Annotated in this window: 14 protein-coding genes; 7 read left to right on the forward strand and 7 right to left on the reverse strand. The window is 64.4% G+C overall.

The window, feature by feature from the left end; translation table 11 throughout:
* Nucleotides 1-7: 7 nt before the first annotated feature.
* Nucleotides 8-1030 carry a sensor histidine kinase gene (locus J4G32_RS11575; RefSeq protein ID WP_246505011.1) on the forward strand — a complete coding sequence of 341 codons (1023 nt, stop codon included), beginning with the start codon at nt 8-10 and terminating at the stop codon, nt 1028-1030.
* Entirely contained in the window at nt 1027-3165 is a 2139-nt protein-coding gene (locus J4G32_RS22095) for a sensor histidine kinase (RefSeq protein ID WP_210492631.1), read from the forward strand. The genes J4G32_RS11575 and J4G32_RS22095 overlap by 4 nt, the downstream gene beginning before the upstream one ends.
* On the opposite strand, the gene J4G32_RS11585 is transcribed toward J4G32_RS22095, so the two are convergent.
* The 7 genes from J4G32_RS11585 to J4G32_RS11615 all read right to left on the reverse strand — a co-directional run bounded on the left by J4G32_RS11585 (nt 3135) and on the right by J4G32_RS11615 (nt 9562).
* Complete coding sequence (locus tag J4G32_RS11585; RefSeq protein WP_210492636.1) at nt 3135-4097, reverse strand: isoaspartyl peptidase/L-asparaginase family protein; 963 nt, start codon at nt 4095-4097, stop codon at nt 3135-3137. The genes J4G32_RS22095 and J4G32_RS11585 overlap by 31 nt on opposite strands.
* Nucleotides 4094-5167: a DmpA family aminopeptidase gene (locus J4G32_RS11590; RefSeq protein ID WP_210492641.1), complete on the reverse strand. Its 1074-nt coding sequence runs from the start codon at nt 5165-5167 to the stop codon at nt 4094-4096. The genes J4G32_RS11585 and J4G32_RS11590 overlap by 4 nt, the downstream gene beginning before the upstream one ends.
* Complete coding sequence (locus J4G32_RS11595; protein WP_210494185.1) at nt 5155-6045, reverse strand: polysaccharide deacetylase family protein; 891 nt, start codon at nt 6043-6045, stop codon at nt 5155-5157. The genes J4G32_RS11590 and J4G32_RS11595 overlap by 13 nt, the downstream gene beginning before the upstream one ends.
* Nucleotides 6046-6106: 61 nt before the next feature.
* Nucleotides 6107-6862, reverse strand: a complete 756-nt coding sequence (locus J4G32_RS11600) for an SDR family NAD(P)-dependent oxidoreductase (protein ID WP_210492644.1) — start codon at nt 6860-6862, stop codon at nt 6107-6109.
* Nucleotides 6859-7875, reverse strand: coding sequence for a ketopantoate reductase family protein (locus tag J4G32_RS11605; RefSeq protein ID WP_210492650.1), 1017 nt, complete (start codon nt 7873-7875; stop codon nt 6859-6861). The genes J4G32_RS11600 and J4G32_RS11605 overlap by 4 nt, the downstream gene beginning before the upstream one ends.
* Before the next feature lie 14 nt (nt 7876-7889).
* Complete coding sequence (locus J4G32_RS11610; protein WP_210492654.1) at nt 7890-8585, reverse strand: creatininase family protein; 696 nt, start codon at nt 8583-8585, stop codon at nt 7890-7892.
* Nucleotides 8582-9562 (reverse strand): GntR family transcriptional regulator, encoded by a 981-nt coding sequence (locus tag J4G32_RS11615; RefSeq protein WP_210492662.1) that lies wholly within the window; start codon nt 9560-9562, stop codon nt 8582-8584. The genes J4G32_RS11610 and J4G32_RS11615 overlap by 4 nt, the downstream gene beginning before the upstream one ends.
* 186 nt (nt 9563-9748) lie before the next feature.
* On the opposite strand from J4G32_RS11615, the gene J4G32_RS11620 reads away from it, so the two are divergent.
* The 5 genes from J4G32_RS11620 (at nt 9749) to J4G32_RS11640 (ending at nt 15250) form a co-directional block, all read left to right on the forward strand.
* Nucleotides 9749-11329: an ABC transporter substrate-binding protein gene (locus J4G32_RS11620; RefSeq protein ID WP_210492667.1), complete on the forward strand. Its 1581-nt coding sequence runs from the start codon at nt 9749-9751 to the stop codon at nt 11327-11329.
* An 84-nt stretch (nt 11330-11413) separates the two neighbouring features.
* Nucleotides 11414-12388 (forward strand): ABC transporter permease, encoded by a 975-nt coding sequence (locus J4G32_RS11625; RefSeq protein WP_210492672.1) that lies wholly within the window; start codon nt 11414-11416, stop codon nt 12386-12388.
* Nucleotides 12385-13278 (forward strand): ABC transporter permease, encoded by an 894-nt coding sequence (locus J4G32_RS11630; protein WP_210492676.1) that lies wholly within the window; start codon nt 12385-12387, stop codon nt 13276-13278. The genes J4G32_RS11625 and J4G32_RS11630 overlap by 4 nt, the downstream gene beginning before the upstream one ends.
* Nucleotides 13275-14294: an ABC transporter ATP-binding protein gene (locus tag J4G32_RS11635; RefSeq protein WP_210492681.1), complete on the forward strand. Its 1020-nt coding sequence runs from the start codon at nt 13275-13277 to the stop codon at nt 14292-14294. Before J4G32_RS11630 ends, J4G32_RS11635 begins: the two co-directional genes overlap by 4 nt.
* Nucleotides 14246-15250, forward strand: a complete 1005-nt coding sequence (locus J4G32_RS11640; protein WP_210492686.1) for an ABC transporter ATP-binding protein — start codon at nt 14246-14248, stop codon at nt 15248-15250. The genes J4G32_RS11635 and J4G32_RS11640 overlap by 49 nt, the downstream gene beginning before the upstream one ends.

The raw sequence follows: 15250 nt of genomic DNA on the forward strand, positions 1-15250 counted from the left end.
CCGGATTTTGAAGGTTCTTCTCCTGGAGGACAGTGCGCTCGACGCCGAGCTTGTCACCGAGGCCCTGTCAGGGACGGGTCTCCCGTGCGAGATCCGCAACGTCGTGTCGGCAGCGCCCTTCATGGAGGCCATCCAGGGGGAGACGTGGGATCTCGTCCTTGCCGACTACGTTCTGCCGGATTTCGATGGGTTGAGCGCGTTGCGTGTTGCGCGCGAGGCCGCGCCCGAGACACCGTTCATCTTCGTCTCCGGCACGCTGGGGGAGGAGATTGCCATCGAGGCTTTGAAGCGGGGGGCAACCGATTATGTGTTGAAGCAGCGACTTGAACGTCTGCCCGCCACCGTCCTGCGCGCGCTCGCCGAAGCCAGGGCGCGCGAGGAGCGCCGGCGCGCCGAAGAGGCGTCGCGAGACCTTCTAGAACAACGCACCGCCCTCCTGCATGAGCTGGACCACCGGGTGAAAAACAACCTGCAGCTTCTCCTGTCGCTTCTCAGCATCGAGATCCGGCAAGCGGATCGGGCGGAAGCACGAGCCGCTCTGACAAGGGTAAAGGAGCGCGTGCAGGCCTTGGCAACGGCCCATCGCGATCTCTACGACGGATTGGGGGCGAGCCGCTTCGACGCAGCGACGTTCACGCGGGAGCTTTTCATCGAGCACACCTCGCATCCCGATCGCCAGCACGTGGTAGCGGAATTCGATGTCGAGACGGTCGAGGTCGCTTCCTCGCTGGCAGCACCCATGGCGCTCCTGTTCAACGAACTGATCATGAACGCTTTGTCGCATGGTTACCAAGACCGCCACGGGAGGCTCACCCTGCGGATGCGGGCGCATGAAGGACGCCTGCTGTTTGAGCTTGCCGATGGTGCATTCAGTCCCGTCGAAAAGGAAGCCGCGCGGGACAGCAGCACGGGGACCGTTCTGACCGCTCTGTCCCGTCAGCTCCATGCGTCCGTGGAGTGGCCTCAGGACGACGGCGCGACGCTCGTGCGCGTCGACGTGCCGCTTCAGGCCACAGGTGCGTCATCGTGATCGAGGCGGCGGCGGTCCTGGAGGACGCTGCAGAAGCCGTCGCACCGTCCGTCGCCCGAACCTCCCTCCGACAGGTGCTGTGGGGGCTGGTGGTGGTCTTGTCGCTTCCGACGGCCACCGTGGCAACTGCCGGGCTCTATTCGGCCTATCGGGCCGAGCAAACGGCGACCGATCTTCGCCTGCGCGAGACCACGCGGGCGATGAGCCTCTGGCTCGATCGTGAAATCGAGAAGACCGAGGTCGCCATGCATGTGCTGGCGTCCTCGCCGCATCTGCGCAGTCGCGACTTTGCAAGCTTTCACGGCCAGATTCTGGAGGCTGGAATCGCAAAGTCAAGCTGGGTCGCGCTCTTCGACTCGACCGGCCAGGCCATCGTCAGCACCCGTGTGCCGTTCGGGACGCCATTGCCGGCAAGCGCGCGGCCTGAAACCATCGCGCGCATTGTTGCAACACGCCGCGCGGAACTGTCGGATCTGTTCAACGGTGCCGTGTCCGGCCAACCCTTGGTTACCATCGACGTGCCGGTCATCCTGGACGATCTGGTTGCCTTCGTGCTGGGCACTGCCGTCGGACCCGACGTGTTCCAGCGGCTGATCGAGGAGCAGCGCATTCCGGCAGGCTGGAATGCTGCGGTGATTGATCGGGCCGGCCGAATCGTCGGTCGGGCCCGTTCTCCTGAACGCTACATCGGACAGAGCGTCAGGCCCGAACTCGCCGCAGCCATTACAGCCTCCTCAGACGGGAGCGTGTCAACAATCACGCTCGACGGTATCCCCGCCCAGAGCTATTTTCATCGTGCGCCGAATACCGGTTGGGCCTTCGTGATCAGCATTCCACAATCCGAACTCGGAGCCGCAGTGCGGCGACCCGTGATGTGGCTGTCATTTCTCCTGGGCATCATCGTCCTCGGTGTCGCCATGGCGGCGTTGCTGTCGCGACGAATCGCTCAACCGGTCGATCAACTCGTGAGAGCCGCACGAGGGGTCGGTCGCGGCCTCCCGACGACGCCCACCTCGACACGCGTCGTCGAGTTCGATGCCATCCAGAGCGCCCTGGAGGAGGCGGCCAGCGCCATCAAGCGGCAGAACGCAGAGCGCGCGCACGCGCTTGCCCTCAGCGCCGATAGTGAGGCGCGCCTTCGACTGGCTCTCACGGCCGGCGCTCTCGGGACATGGGAGTTCGTTCCGGCGACCGGCACGTTGACGATGTCGGCGGAGTCACGCGCGCATCTCGGACGCGAGACCGGTCCTGCTCCCACTTATGCGGAGTTGGTCGCTGCCATTCATCCCGAGGACCGTGACCTGCACCAGAAGACGGTGACGGAAGCGCTTGCAACGAAGGGCGATCTGAAGATCGAGGTCCGTGTTCGCTGGCCGGACACTAGCGACCATTGGCTGGAGATCACCGGACGCGCGAGGCAGGCAGCGGACGGCCAGGTAACCCTAGCCGGTGTATCGCAGGACGTCACGGAGCGACGACAGGCCGGCGACCGCCAGGGGCTGCTGCTCCATGAGTTGAACCACCGGGTGAAGAACACCCTGGCGACCGTACAATCTGTCGCGTCGCTGACCCGTCGCTCGGCCGAGCCCGGTGATCCTGCCCTGTGGGATGCCTTCATGGGGCGCCTGCAGGGATTGGCTGTCACCAACGATCTCCTGACAGCCACCAACTGGACCGGCGCAGTGCTGGACGACGTCCTGCGTAGCGAACTGGATCCCTACCAGGATGCGCTCGGCCAGCGAATCAGGCTGCGCGGACCGCGCGTCAGCCTGCAGCCGAGCGCCGTGCTGGCCTTCGGTCTCGCCATCCACGAACTCGCCACCAACGCGGCCAAATACGGCAGCCTGTCCAACGCGAGCGGCCGGGTGAACGTGACCTGGGCGGTGACGCGCGGGACCGCGCCACCGGCCCTGCTGGTCGAATGGATCGAAACCGGCGGCCCGAGTGTTGCGCCCCCGCAACGTCAGGGATTTGGCACGAAGCTGATCAAGCGTGGGCTCGCCCAGCAATTGGGAGGCGAGTTGAAGCTCGAATTTCCGCCCGATGGCGTCCGCTGCGTGATCTCATTTCCCTTGGCCAGCGTGACCGTCGCGGCGAAGGCCGATTACGAAACGTCGCGAAGCGGTTCGTCGTAGATCGCCGTACGCAGAATTCCATCGGCCGTCACGACGCCGCGATACATGCCCGAGCAGTTGAACGGCAAAGAGAACTGGCCATCGCGATCAACCGCGATCAGGCCACCGGAGCCGCCGACGGGGGCGAGGACATCGACGACCACATGCCGTGCGGCTTCCTCCAGGCTCTGGCCCGCATAGCGCATGCGCGCCGCGATATCGTGGGCCGCCGCATAACGGATAAAGATCTCGCCGTGCCCCGTCGCCGAGATCGCGCAGGTGCCGTCGTCCGCCCAGGTCCCGGCGCCGATGACCGGGCTGTCGCCGACGCGACCGGGCGATTTCGCCGTCATGCCGCCTGTCGAGGTAGCGGCTGCCAGATGGCCGTTGCGATCGCGGGCGACCGCCCCGACGGTGCCGTGCTTGCGCGATTCGTCTAGATCCTCGGCGCCGCTGCGCCGCATCGCGAGCGTCTCCTGCAACGCATTCCAGCGCTGGTCGGTGAAAAAGTAAGTGGCGTCTTCGAAGGCAATGCCGGTGTCGCGGCAGAACGCCATCGCGCTCTCGCCGATGAGAAACACATGATCGGACTTTTCCATCACGGCGCGGGCGGCCAGGATGGGATTGCGGGGGCCGCAGATTCCCGCGATGGCGCCTGCTGCCCGGTCGCTGCCGTCCATGATGGCCGCATCCATTTCCTGCTTGCCTGCGGAGGTATAGACCGCGCCCCGGCCCGCATTGAACAAGGGTTCGTCCTCCAGGGCCATGACAGCAGCGGTGACCGCATCCACCGCCCGCCCGCCATCGGCCAGCACAACGCGGCCGGCGTCGAGCGCGCGGCGCAGGCCGGCGTGATAGGCCGCCTCGCGTTCGGCGTTCATCTTGCTGCGCAGAATCGTGCCCGCGCCGCCATGGACCGCGAGTGTGAAATCAGCCGACGTTGGGTGTGTCATGAGCGTGCGAGGTCCTTTGTAGGTGATGTCAGCAGGGTATCGGCGAGCGACGGGCGATGATGCCCGGCGCGACCGGTCATCGAACCTGCGGACACCAGCGCGTCGAGGACGCTTTCCTGCGTCGCGTCCGCCATCGCTTCGAAAAGAAGATCGAGGCGATTTTCGTTGAGCAGGTGGGTGCGCAAAACTGCTGCCGCTTCGTCGTGCAGAATGGTATTTGCGGTCGTCAGGCCGAGCGCGATATCACCGCTTCCGTTGCCCCAGAATGACCCGAGGCGCGCCAGTCCCACGCCGGCGCGGCGCACGATGCGTCTGATCTGTCGGTCGCTGACCGGCACGTCGGTTGCCATGATGACGATGATGGACCCCTGTTCCGGGGCCGTAGGAGTAAGCGGCGCAGGCGGCGCCACCCGTCGTCCGCACGGCAGACGAAGCTCGCCGGGCCGGCCAAAATTGGCCAGCACCAGAACCCCCAGATGAAAGCCCGCGCCATCGAGATGGAGCTGCCGGGATGCGGTGCCCACGCCACCTTTGAACCCGAAAGCGCTCATGCCGCAGCCGGCGCCAACCGAGCCCGAGATCACGGTGTCCGAAGCCGCTGCCAGCGCGGCCGCGGCGTCCGCTTCGGTGACGGCCATGGCCTGAATGTCGTTGAGCCAGCCGTCGTTGCATTCGAGGACAACCGGATTCACCGTCGCGGTCTCCCGGCCGATATCGGGATTGAGCGCGAGCGCGTGACGGATGAGCGCCGTGGAGCAGGTGCCGACCGAAAGCGTGTTGGTGAGAAGCAAAGGCGTCTCAAGTGTACCCAGCTCGTCCACCTGTACCAGACCGACGCTTTTGCCGAAGCCGTTGAGAACATCGGCTGCCGCCACGGCCTTGTGACGATAGAGGTTTGGCGCAGGCGGAACGATCGCCGTGACGCCGGTGCGGATGTCGCCCGACAGAAGCGTGCGATGACCGACGCGCATGCCTGGCACGTCGGCAATCGTGTTGCGCGGTCCGCTGGGGAGGTGTCCGCAGGCAAGACCCGCGTCGCGGGCCCGCAAGGCCGCTGTCACCGGAGGCATTCGGCTTTCACGAAGTCTGCGATCTCCGCATGGGTGGCGATCCAGACGTCGGAGCGCTGGGTGATCTCGGCCAGGAGCTTTTCGAGAATCCAGATGCGTGAGCGATATCCGGTGATGTGCGGATGCATCGTCAGAAGAAAGAGGCCGCCCTCCTGATAGGCGCGCTCGAATTCCCGGAAGAAGATATCGTAGACATCCGTCGGCGCGGTGTGGGGCCGCAGGCCGTTGAACCGGTGCATGTTGAAATAGACCGCATCGTCCCGGATCCACTCGACCGGCAGCTCGACGATGCCGGTGGGCTCACCTTTCTCGACCAGTTCATAGGGGTCATCGTCGGCCATGAGGGACGAATCGTAGAGCAGACCGAGTTCGCGCTGGATGCGCAGGGTATCGGGGCTGAAATCCCATGATGGCGTGCGCATGCCGACGGGCCGCTTGCCGCCGAGCCGCTCAAGCGTATCGGCCGCTCGGAACATCAGGTCCCGCTCGACCTCGTAGGGAAGCTGCGAGTTGAGCTCGTGGATCCACCCATGGATTCCGAGCTCATGTCCCTCTGCCGCCACGCGCCGCTGCTCGTCTTCATACAAAAGCGCGGCCACGGCCGGAACGAAGAAGGTCGCCTTCGCGTCGTGCTTGGCCAACGCGTCGAGAATGCGTGGAACGCCCTTGCGATTGCCGTACTGGCCCTGTGACATGCGGCCGATGGATTTTCCGCCGTCCCGCAATTCGTTGGTCTCGTGATCGGAATCGAACGAGAAGGCAACGGCACAGCGCGTGCCATTCTTCCACTGTGCGGGCTTCAAGGTGCGGCCGGCCCTCACATGGTTGACCTTGTCGCGCCAGATATTTTCCGGCCAGGCCCATGGCTGCTGTTGCATGTCGTCCAAGGCGAACCCTCCTCATATGATTATTGGAGACCCGAGGGCCTCAGGGCGCCGGTCAGGAGCGGCCGCCATCCACCGAAATGATCTGGCCGGAAATCCAGCCCGCCGCCTCAGATGTCAGGAACGCCACTGTATTGGCGATGTCCTCTGGCTTGCCAAGCCGGCGCGTGTGGATGCTCTCCATCAGCCGCTTCTGTCCGTCCTCGCCATAGCTCTCCCATTGGCGCTGGGTCGCGGGGTTCGACAGGACGAATCCGGGCGCCACGCTGTTGACGGTGATGCCATGGGGACCCAGTTCAAAACTCAGCTGCTTCGTCAAACCGACGAGTGCATGTTTCGAGGCCGTGTAGGCCTGAATGCCCGTGAGGCTCGGGCGCAACCCGGCGCCGGACGCAATGTTGACGATGCGGCCGAAGCCGCCCGCCTTCATGGACGGCGCGACCGCCTGCGCGCAGAAGAACGCGCCGTTCACATTGGCGTCGAACAACACGCGCCAATCGGCCTCGCTCACCTCTTCAAGGGGGCGGCCAACCTGACCGCGTACGCCGCCCGCGCAATTGATGAGAATGTCGACGCCGCCGAACGCGTCTGCAACGTCCTGCACCGCGCGGAAGGCCGCGTCGCGGTCGGCAAGGTCGAGCTGATGGGTCGTGGTGGCTCCAGCCTCCACAGCCAGGCGCAGGCCTTCGCCGTCGAGATCGAAGGCTGCCACGCGGGCGCCCTCCGCGGCAAGCGCCTGTACGATGCTGCGCCCGATTCCCTGGGCCGCGCCGGTGACGATGGCGCGGCGCTGCGTAAGAGTCTGTGTCATGCTGGCAGCATCCGATCGAGAGTGGCCCAGGATTGCTCGCGCCGTCCATCCTCGATGTCGTGGATCAGCGAGACGAGCGTGTCGATGGCCGGCGTGGCCACACCGGATTCCGCGCCAAGCGCCGCGATCACGGCAATCTGCGCATCGACCTCTGTCTTGCGCTTGCGGACCGCAAGATCGCGCCAGATCCCCGAATGGGTCTTGGCCGTGTGGCGGTTGAACTCCGCCATATCGGCCACGGACCGTCTTGCGGCGGCCTCGCTCGCGTCCGGCATGAAGGCTGCGGGATCGAATCCGTTGAAGCCGAGCGGCGTCGCGCCGCGCGCCAGTGCCACGGCCATCACCTCGCGGCCGAGACGGTTGAAGACCTGGAAATGGCGCTCGGACGCCAGATTGTCCGACATCGATTCGTTGGTGAGTGCGGTTGCGAACAGGATCGACCCGTAGCCGAGCTTGCCCCACAGATAACCCCAGATGTTGTCGGTGAGGATCGCGTCCGGCTCGAAGATCGACAGCAGCCGGTGGTATTCCGCCGCATGCCCGGGTGCGCCGTCACCGATTTCGCCCACCGCCACCGTGGCGCGGTTTCCGAACAGGATGCGTCCGGGCTCCAGCCAATCGGCACCGAAATTAACGAAGCAGCCAACAGTGCGCTGCGGGCCGATCTCCTCCGCGATGACGATCTCGTTCAGACCATTCTGGGCCGACAGGACCGAGCCGTCCTCGGTCAAATGCGGCGCGAGGGCACGCACCGCATCGCGCGTGTGATGCGCCTTGACGGCCAGAATAATGCGCCGAAATTGGCCGTGAAGCTGATCGGGCGTCGTCGCTCGGATGGCTTGCGTGAAGGCCTCGACGGGACCCTCGATGACGAGGCCATCGCGGTTCATCGCCTCCACGTGGGGCGCGACGATATCGACGAGGAGCACGTCCTCGCCGGCGCGGGCCAGATAGGCGCCGAGAGTGCCGCCGATGGCGCCTGCTCCCCAGATCAGGATGGTGTCCTGGTTCATCGCTTCCGCTCCCATCACCACACCTCCAGCAAGGCGCGTGTTTCAGCGATGGCAACCGACCAGATGGCGTTCATGTCCTCGTCTGAGCGCTGGTAGCGGCCGCCGAAATTGCCGTCTCCCAGAATGTCCCGCACGCCTTCCGGTCCAAAGGTGCGCATCCGCTCCAGATCGACCATCGGCTTCTGGTGGGCGGGCTGCTCGATGCCGGGAAGTCGCGTCCAGGGGAAGTTTTCCATCCAGGAGGCGTGCGAGGCGACCGGATCGATAGCCTTCACCTTCTCGAGAGTCAGAGGAGCATTCCACCAATTGTGGAAGCGCACGCGGCAATCGGCGTTCTGGTCCATCCACTCGATGGCGGCGGTCTGGCCGGGCGCGTTGCCGCCATGTCCGTTGACGAACAGGATCCGGCGGAAGCCGGTCCGCCGCAGACTGTCGAGCACGTCCGTGATGATGCGCAAATAGGTCTCGGCCTTGAGCGACACGGTTCCCGGGTAGGACAGAAAATAGGGCGTGATGCCGTAGCCCAGAACGGGAAAGACCGGCACGCCGAGCGGCGCTGCGGCTTCCTGAGCGACGCGCTCGGCCAGGATGCTGTCGACCGACAGGCTGAGATACGCGTGCTGTTCGGTGCAGCCAAGGGGCACGACCGCGCGGTCGTCCGTCTTCAGGTACTCTTCGACCTGCGGCCAGTTCATCTCGCTGATGTTCATACCATGTCCTCTTTGGCGACAGCGTCCGTGCGCAATTTCTCGATAGCCGGAATCAGCGTCTGTCTGATGGCGTGGGGATCCGGCACATACCGGAACTCGATGGCCTGCCGTCCAACCGGCAGATCCTTCAGGATGGGCTCGGCGCCGCTGGCATAGATCAGCACGTCCAGTCCAAGGAGAAAATCTTTGAGGTCGGGCGCGGTGATGAGCCGGACCTCCGCATCGGACACATGCGGCGTGAAGCGCAGGACGCCAGGCTTCATCAGCGCCATGAATTCCGGAAAGATCGACACGATGCCGATGCGCGCCATGGGATCGATCATGGCCAACTGGGCGCGGGTTTCCTCGGCCGGGATGAAGCTCAGTCCCACCACGGGGATGCCGGGTGGAAGGAGACCCTCAACCTCCACGCGTCGATGGGCAAGCGTCACACAGAGATCAAAGGCCGGCGTCTCGCCGCCAGCTTTCTGAAGCGCGCTGACGGTCGTCGCCACGATGGTGTCGGTTTGGCCGAGATGTTCGCGGATGCGATCCACATATTGCTGCGTGGTGTCGAGAAAGTTGCCGACCATCACGAGGCGAACAGGACGGGACGAGGATCGCCCGCGCGCCGCTCGGGCATTTACCAGCGAGGCGACGAGCGACGGCGCCAGGCCCAATTCCTGCGCCTCGTTGAACAGCACATCGATCCGGCGCTGCATCTTGCGCATGGCCGACGAGCGCAGGCCGTCGCTGCCATGGCCGTCCCCCACATAGGTGCCGGCGCCGGGCTTGGCCTCGATCAATCCAGACTGGCGCAGCTCACGGTAGACGGTGGAGACGGTCATGGGCGCGATGCCGGCCCGGTCCGCCAGTTCCCGGACAGAAGGAAGGCGCTGGCCCGGCTGCAATTCGCCAAGCGCGATGCCGAATTCGACGAGACCGCGCAGCTGGATGCCGAGCGGTACAGGCAGGGTTCGATCGAGCGATCCGGCCAATCCCGTCAGAATCCGCTCCGCATTCGTCTGTTCTAGTGAACTATCACAGTCCGCTGTTGCAACAGTAAAGCTTTTCTCTGTCATCTCTAGGTTGCTGTTGACTTCTGCGGGTTTGACGACCTACCGTCATAATCGATAAGAACACATTGGACGAAAAGATCGGTTCTTAGCAAGAGGGGATATTGAATGAAACAAACTTTCAAGCTCGGTGGGACGCTTGCAGCGGCCCTTCTTCTGGGAACCATGCTGAGCAGCGCGGTTTCGGCCCAGACACTGACGATGGGCGTGCGCGCCGGTCCGGATTCGATCGATCCACATTGGTCGACGCTCGGCAGCCAGGCCGAAACGCTGCGCCATGTGTTCGACACGCTCGTCATGGCGGACGAAAACCTGCAGATGAAGCCGGGTCTCGCCGTCTCCTGGAAGCCCGTCGACGAGACGACCTGGGAGTTCAAGATCCGCGAAGGCGTCAAGTTTCACGACGGTTCTGATCTGACGGCCGAGGACGTCAAGTTCTCCATCGACCGCATCCCTCAGGTGACGGGTCCGATGAGCATGACGATCTACACCAAGCAGGTGAAAGAGACTCAGGTCATCGACAAATACACCCTGCACGTGAAGACCAAGGTCGCAGCGCCCACCCTGCCGAACGACTTCATCCGACTGTTCGTCGTGTCGAAATCCATCGGGGCCGACGCGCGCAACGAGCAGTTCAACTCCGGCAAGGCTGCCATCGGCACAGGTCCCTACAAGTTCGTGTCGTGGGAACCCAAGGGCGATTTCGTCGTCGAGCGCTTTGACGGCTATTGGGGTGACAAGCAGCCCTGGCAGAAGGTCGTCCGCAAGGAGATCCCGAACGATTCGGCCCGCATGGCGGCGCTGAAATCCGGCCAGGTCGACATGGTCAACTATGTCCCGGCAACCGACTACGCGTCGATGCAGAAGGACAAGGGCGTCGACACGTTCATCGCCGACTCCGTCTACTTCCTCAACATCACGCCGAACGTCAAAGAGACCCTGCCCAAGCCCGTGAAGGTGGACGGCAAGGACATCGCGGCCAACCCGCTGCGCGACCCCAAGGTGCGCGAGGCGATGGATCTCGCCATCGACCGCAAGACGCTTGTGCGCGTGGTGCTGGAAGGTCTCGGACGTCCTGCCAACCAGCTGATGCCGACCTCGTTCTTCGGCGGAAGCAAGGCGCTGCCCGAGAAGCCCTACGATGTCGCTAAGGCCAAGCAGCTCCTCGCGGAGGCGGGCTACCCGAAGGGCTTCGAGATCGATTTCGCCTGCACCAACAATCGCCTTCCGGGTGATTCGGCGGTGTGCGAAGCCCTCTCGCAGATGTGGGCCCGCGCCGGCCTGAAGGTGAACGCCAATGCGCTCAACGGCACCGTGTTCTTCCCCGCCCAGCAGAAGGGCGAGTTCAGCCTCTGGATGAGCGGCTGGGGCACATTGACCGGCGAGGCGAGCTACACCTACGGGTCGCTCGTCCACACGGCCGATCCCGCATCGGGCCAGGGCGCGTTCAACAAGCAGGGCTACTCGAATCCGGAGGTCGACAAGCTTCTGGACGAAGGCAGCCGCACGATGGACGATCCCAAGCGTCGTGCCCTGTTCGAGAAGGTGACCGAGGTCTCCATGAACGACCGGGCCCTCATCCCGACCGTCCAGCTCCAGACCGTCTGGGCTGCCAAGAAGGGCATGCTGACCATTCCGCCGCGCGTCGACCAGGAAACGCTGGCTTACGAAATCAAGCCCAAGACCTGATCATCATGAAACCGTCGGCCGGGGCTGCCCCGGCCGACGTCACCTTTCAGCAATTTCCCATCGTCAGTCCATGCTCGGATCCGCATGATCGGTTTTTTTATTCAGCGCATTCTGCAGGCGATTCTCGTCATCGTCGCCATGTCGGTGATCGTGTTCGTCGGCGTCTACGCCATCGGCAATCCGATCGACGTGATGATCGACCCTGCGTCCGATCAGGCCCTGCGCGCGGCGCTCATCCAGCGCTACGGTTTCGACAAGTCGCTGGTCGAACAATACTTCATTTTCATGGGCAACATGCTCCGGGGCGATCTGGGCGAGTCCTTCATCTATCGGCTGCCCGTCATGGGCCTGATCTTCTCGCGCCTTCCCGCGACGCTTGAACTGGCAATCTCCGCCATGCTGATCGCGACCCTGCTCGGCATCCCGCTTGGCCTGTGGGCCGGCTACAAGCCGGATGCGATCTCGTCGAAGTTCATCATGGGCCTTTCGGTTCTCGGTTTTAGCGTTCCGACCTTCTGGGTCGGCCTGCTCCTCATCATGGCGTTCGCCGTGGAACTCGGCTGGTTGCCCTCCGGCGGCCGCGGACCGGTCACCGACATCTTCGGCATGAAGCTCTCGATCGATTCCATGGAAGGCTTAAGCTACATCATCCTGCCGGCCTTCAATCTCGCCCTATTCAAGCTCGGGCTGCTGATCCGGCTGACGCGCTCCGGAACCGTCGAGGTGATGAGTTCGGACTATGTGCGCTTTGCGCGCGCGCAAGGGTTGTCGGAGGGCAAGGTGGTGGGCCTCCATGTGCTGAAGAACATCTCGATTCCCATCGTGACGATCTTCGGGCTTGAACTGGGTTCAACCCTTGCCTTCGCCGTCGTTACCGAGACCGTGTTCAACTGGCCCGGCATGGGCAAGCTCATCATCGATTCCATCACTGTTCTCGATCGTCCCGTCATGGTCGCCTATCTCATTCTCGTGGTTTTCCTGTTCGTGCTCATCAACCTCGTGGTCGATCTCATCTACGGCCAGCTCGATCCCCGCATTCGCGTCAAGGCCGCATCATGAGCCTTGCACCCGAAACCCGATGGGGACGGCTTGCGGCCTTCTGGTCGGATTACCGCCAGAGTCCGGTAGCGCTCGCCGCTCTCATCATCATCGTGTCGGTGGTGCTGATGGCCATTCTGGCGCCGCTCGTGGCGCCGCAGGATCCCTACAACCAGAGCACCCTCGACCTGTTCGATGCGAGGCTTCCGCCGGGCGAAATCGGGTCCGGCGGCTACGTGCACTGGCTCGGCACCGATGCTGCCGGACGCGACGTCTTTTCGGCCATCCTGTATGGATTGCGCACGAGCCTGATCGTGGGCGTGCTGGCCGGCACCTTTGCGCTCGTTCTGGGCGGCGTCGTGGGCTTGATTGCGGCCTATTACGGTGGCCGCACCGAGGCGGTGATCATGCGCATCATCGATCTGCAGCTCTCCCTGCCGGCGATCCTGCTGGCGCTCGTGCTCGTCGCCATGCTGGGTCAGGGATTGCCGCAGCTGGTGACCGCTCTGACGCTCGCGCAGTACGCGTACTTCGCGCGCACCACCCATGGTGCCGCCAGCGCCGAGCGCGGCAAGGATTATATCGAGGCGGCGCTCTCGACGCCGTTGCCGGCCCGACAGGTCCTGTTCCGCCACCTCCTGCCCAACGCCTTGCCGCCACTGATCGTGGTGGCGACCGTGCAGGTCGCCAATTCGATCGCCCTTGAGGCGACCTTGTCGTTCCTGGGCCTCGGCCTTCCGCTCACGCAGCCGTCGCTGGGCTCGCTGATCTCCAACGGATTCCAGTTCCTGCTGTCGGGGCGCTACTGGATCTCGATCTATCCGGGCATCGCCCTGATGCTCACTGTCGTGGCCATCAACCTCGTCGGCGATCAGGTGCGCTATGTCCTCAATCCGAGGCGCAGCCGATGAGCGAGCCGGTTCTTCGCGTCACCGATCTTCGCACGGAGTTCAAGGTTCGGGCAGGCGTGGTCAAGGCCGTCGACGGCGTGACATTCGAGGTCGGCCGCGGGCGCATTCTCGGCCTCGTCGGCGAATCCGGATCCGGCAAGAGCGTCACCGGCTATTCGATTCTCGGTCTGATCGAGCTGCCGGGCCGCATTGCCGGCGGCGAAGTTCTGCTGAACGGCGTGGATCTGACCAAGCTCAAGGGCGAGCAGATCCGCCGCGTGCGCGGGGCCCAGATCGCGATGGTGTTCCAGGACCCGATGATGACCCTCAATCCGGTCCTCAAGATTTCGACGCAGATGATCGCCGCCGTCCGCGCGCACAGCAACGTTTCGCGAAAAGCCGCACGGCTGCGCGCCCGCGACGCGCTGGCGACAGTCGGCATCCCGAGTCCTGAGGAACGGCTCGATTCCTATCCGCACCAGCTCTCCGGCGGCATGCGCCAGCGCGTGGCGATCGCCATCGCGCTGCTTCACAAGCCCGCCGTGATCATCGCCGACGAACCGACGACCGCATTGGACGTTTCGATCCAGGGGCAGATCCTGGCCGAAGTGCGGCGGCTGGCGGATGACACCGGCACGGCGTTCGTCTGGGTGACGCACGATCTGGCGGTGGTCTCCAGCCTCGCCGACGATATCTGCGTGATGTACGCGGGCCGCGTGGTCGAGACAGGCCCTGCTGCGGATGTTATCGCCTCGCCTCGCCATCCCTATACGGCGGGTCTGCTCGCCTCCGTTCCGGCCGAGCATGAACCGGGCGAGCGGCTGCCGCAGGTGCCGGGCTCCGCGCCCTCGCTTGCGGACCTGCCCCCCGGCTGTGCGTTCGCGCCCCGCTGTTTCAAGGCGGGGCCCGCCTGCAACACGACGCCGCCTGTCCAGCATTTCGAAGACGGACGCACCGCCCTCTGCCATTATCCCATCGAGCCCGATTCATGTCAGCCGCTCTCCTCGACATCGACCACGTATCAAAGCGCTTCGTAAAGCGCCCGAGTCTCGGCGAGCGGATCGCCGGGATTCTCGGTGCCGGTCGCGCGACCGAGATCGTGCGCGCGGTCAGCGACGTCAGCCTGTCGATCCGCAAGGGTGAAGTCGTCGGCCTCGTGGGCGAATCCGGCTGCGGCAAGTCGACCTTGGGGCGCATCGTCGCCGGCATCTACACGCCCAGCGACGGCAGGGTGCTGTTCGACCAGAAGCCCGTGGCGCGCGAAAAAGGCCGCCGCACCGACAAACTCACGACCCGCATCCAGATGGTCCACCAGGACCCCTTCTCCAGTCTCAATCCGCGCATGCGTATCGGCGACACGGTGAGCGAGGGACCGGTCACGCATCACATCATCAAGGCGCGCGACGCGGATGCCTATGTGGTCGACACACTGGAGCGCGTGGGTCTGGACCCGAACTTCCGCCGTCGCTTCCCGCACCAGTTCTCCGGCGGGCAGCGTCAGCGCATCGCCATTGCGCGGGCGCTTGCCATGAAGCCGGACCTTCTCGTCCTCGACGAGCCGGTGGCCTCGCTCGACGTGTCGATCCAGGCGCAGGTGCTGAACCTGTTCATGGATCTCCGGCGGGATCTCGATCTCACGGCGATCTTCATCAGCCACGATCTGGGCGTGGTGCGCCATGTGTCGGATCGCGTCGCGATCATGTATCTCGGCCGCATCGTGGAGCTTGCTCCGACGCCCGAGCTATATGCCTCGCCCAACCATCCCTACACGCGGGCATTGTTCGAGAGCGTTCCGCGGGTTGGTGTTGGACGAAAGGATTTCCGCCCCATCGCTGGGGAGATTCCGTCGCCCCTGCACCCGCCGAAGGGCTGCCACTTCCATCCGCGGTGCCCGTTCGCCGGTCCGCGCTGCCGCAGCGAGGCGCCGGCCTTGCTGCCGATCGCGGAGGGCCGGTTCTCGGCCTGCCATCTCAACACCGGCGGTACTGCCTGA

Source organism: Microvirga antarctica, from assembly GCF_017921815.1.
GTDB classification, from domain to species: Bacteria; Pseudomonadota; Alphaproteobacteria; order Rhizobiales; family Beijerinckiaceae; genus Microvirga; species Microvirga antarctica.

Bases quoted from the DNA above. Each gene is read 5' to 3' on its own strand.
- J4G32_RS11635 (WP_210492681.1), top strand. From the start codon at position 13,275: ATGAGCGAGCCGGTTCTTCGCGTCACCGATCTTCGCACGGAGTTCAAG.
- J4G32_RS11590 (WP_210492641.1), bottom strand. From the start codon at position 5,167: ATGCCTCCGGTGACAGCGGCCTTGCGGGCCCGCGACGCGGGTCTTGCC.
- J4G32_RS11610 (WP_210492654.1), bottom strand. From the start codon at position 8,585: ATGAACATCAGCGAGATGAACTGGCCGCAGGTCGAAGAGTACCTGAAG.
- J4G32_RS11600 (WP_210492644.1), bottom strand. From the start codon at position 6,862: ATGACACAGACTCTTACGCAGCGCCGCGCCATCGTCACCGGCGCGGCC.
- J4G32_RS11605 (WP_210492650.1), bottom strand. From the start codon at position 7,875: ATGAACCAGGACACCATCCTGATCTGGGGAGCAGGCGCCATCGGCGGC.
- J4G32_RS11630 (WP_210492676.1), top strand. From the start codon at position 12,385: ATGAGCCTTGCACCCGAAACCCGATGGGGACGGCTTGCGGCCTTCTGG.
- J4G32_RS11595 (WP_210494185.1), bottom strand. From the start codon at position 6,045: ATGCAACAGCAGCCATGGGCCTGGCCGGAAAATATCTGGCGCGACAAG.
- J4G32_RS11585 (WP_210492636.1), bottom strand. From the start codon at position 4,097: ATGACACACCCAACGTCGGCTGATTTCACACTCGCGGTCCATGGCGGC.
- J4G32_RS11625 (WP_210492672.1), top strand. From the start codon at position 11,414: ATGATCGGTTTTTTTATTCAGCGCATTCTGCAGGCGATTCTCGTCATC.
- J4G32_RS11640 (WP_210492686.1), top strand. From the start codon at position 14,246: ATGTCAGCCGCTCTCCTCGACATCGACCACGTATCAAAGCGCTTCGTA.
- J4G32_RS11620 (WP_210492667.1), top strand. From the start codon at position 9,749: ATGAAACAAACTTTCAAGCTCGGTGGGACGCTTGCAGCGGCCCTTCTT.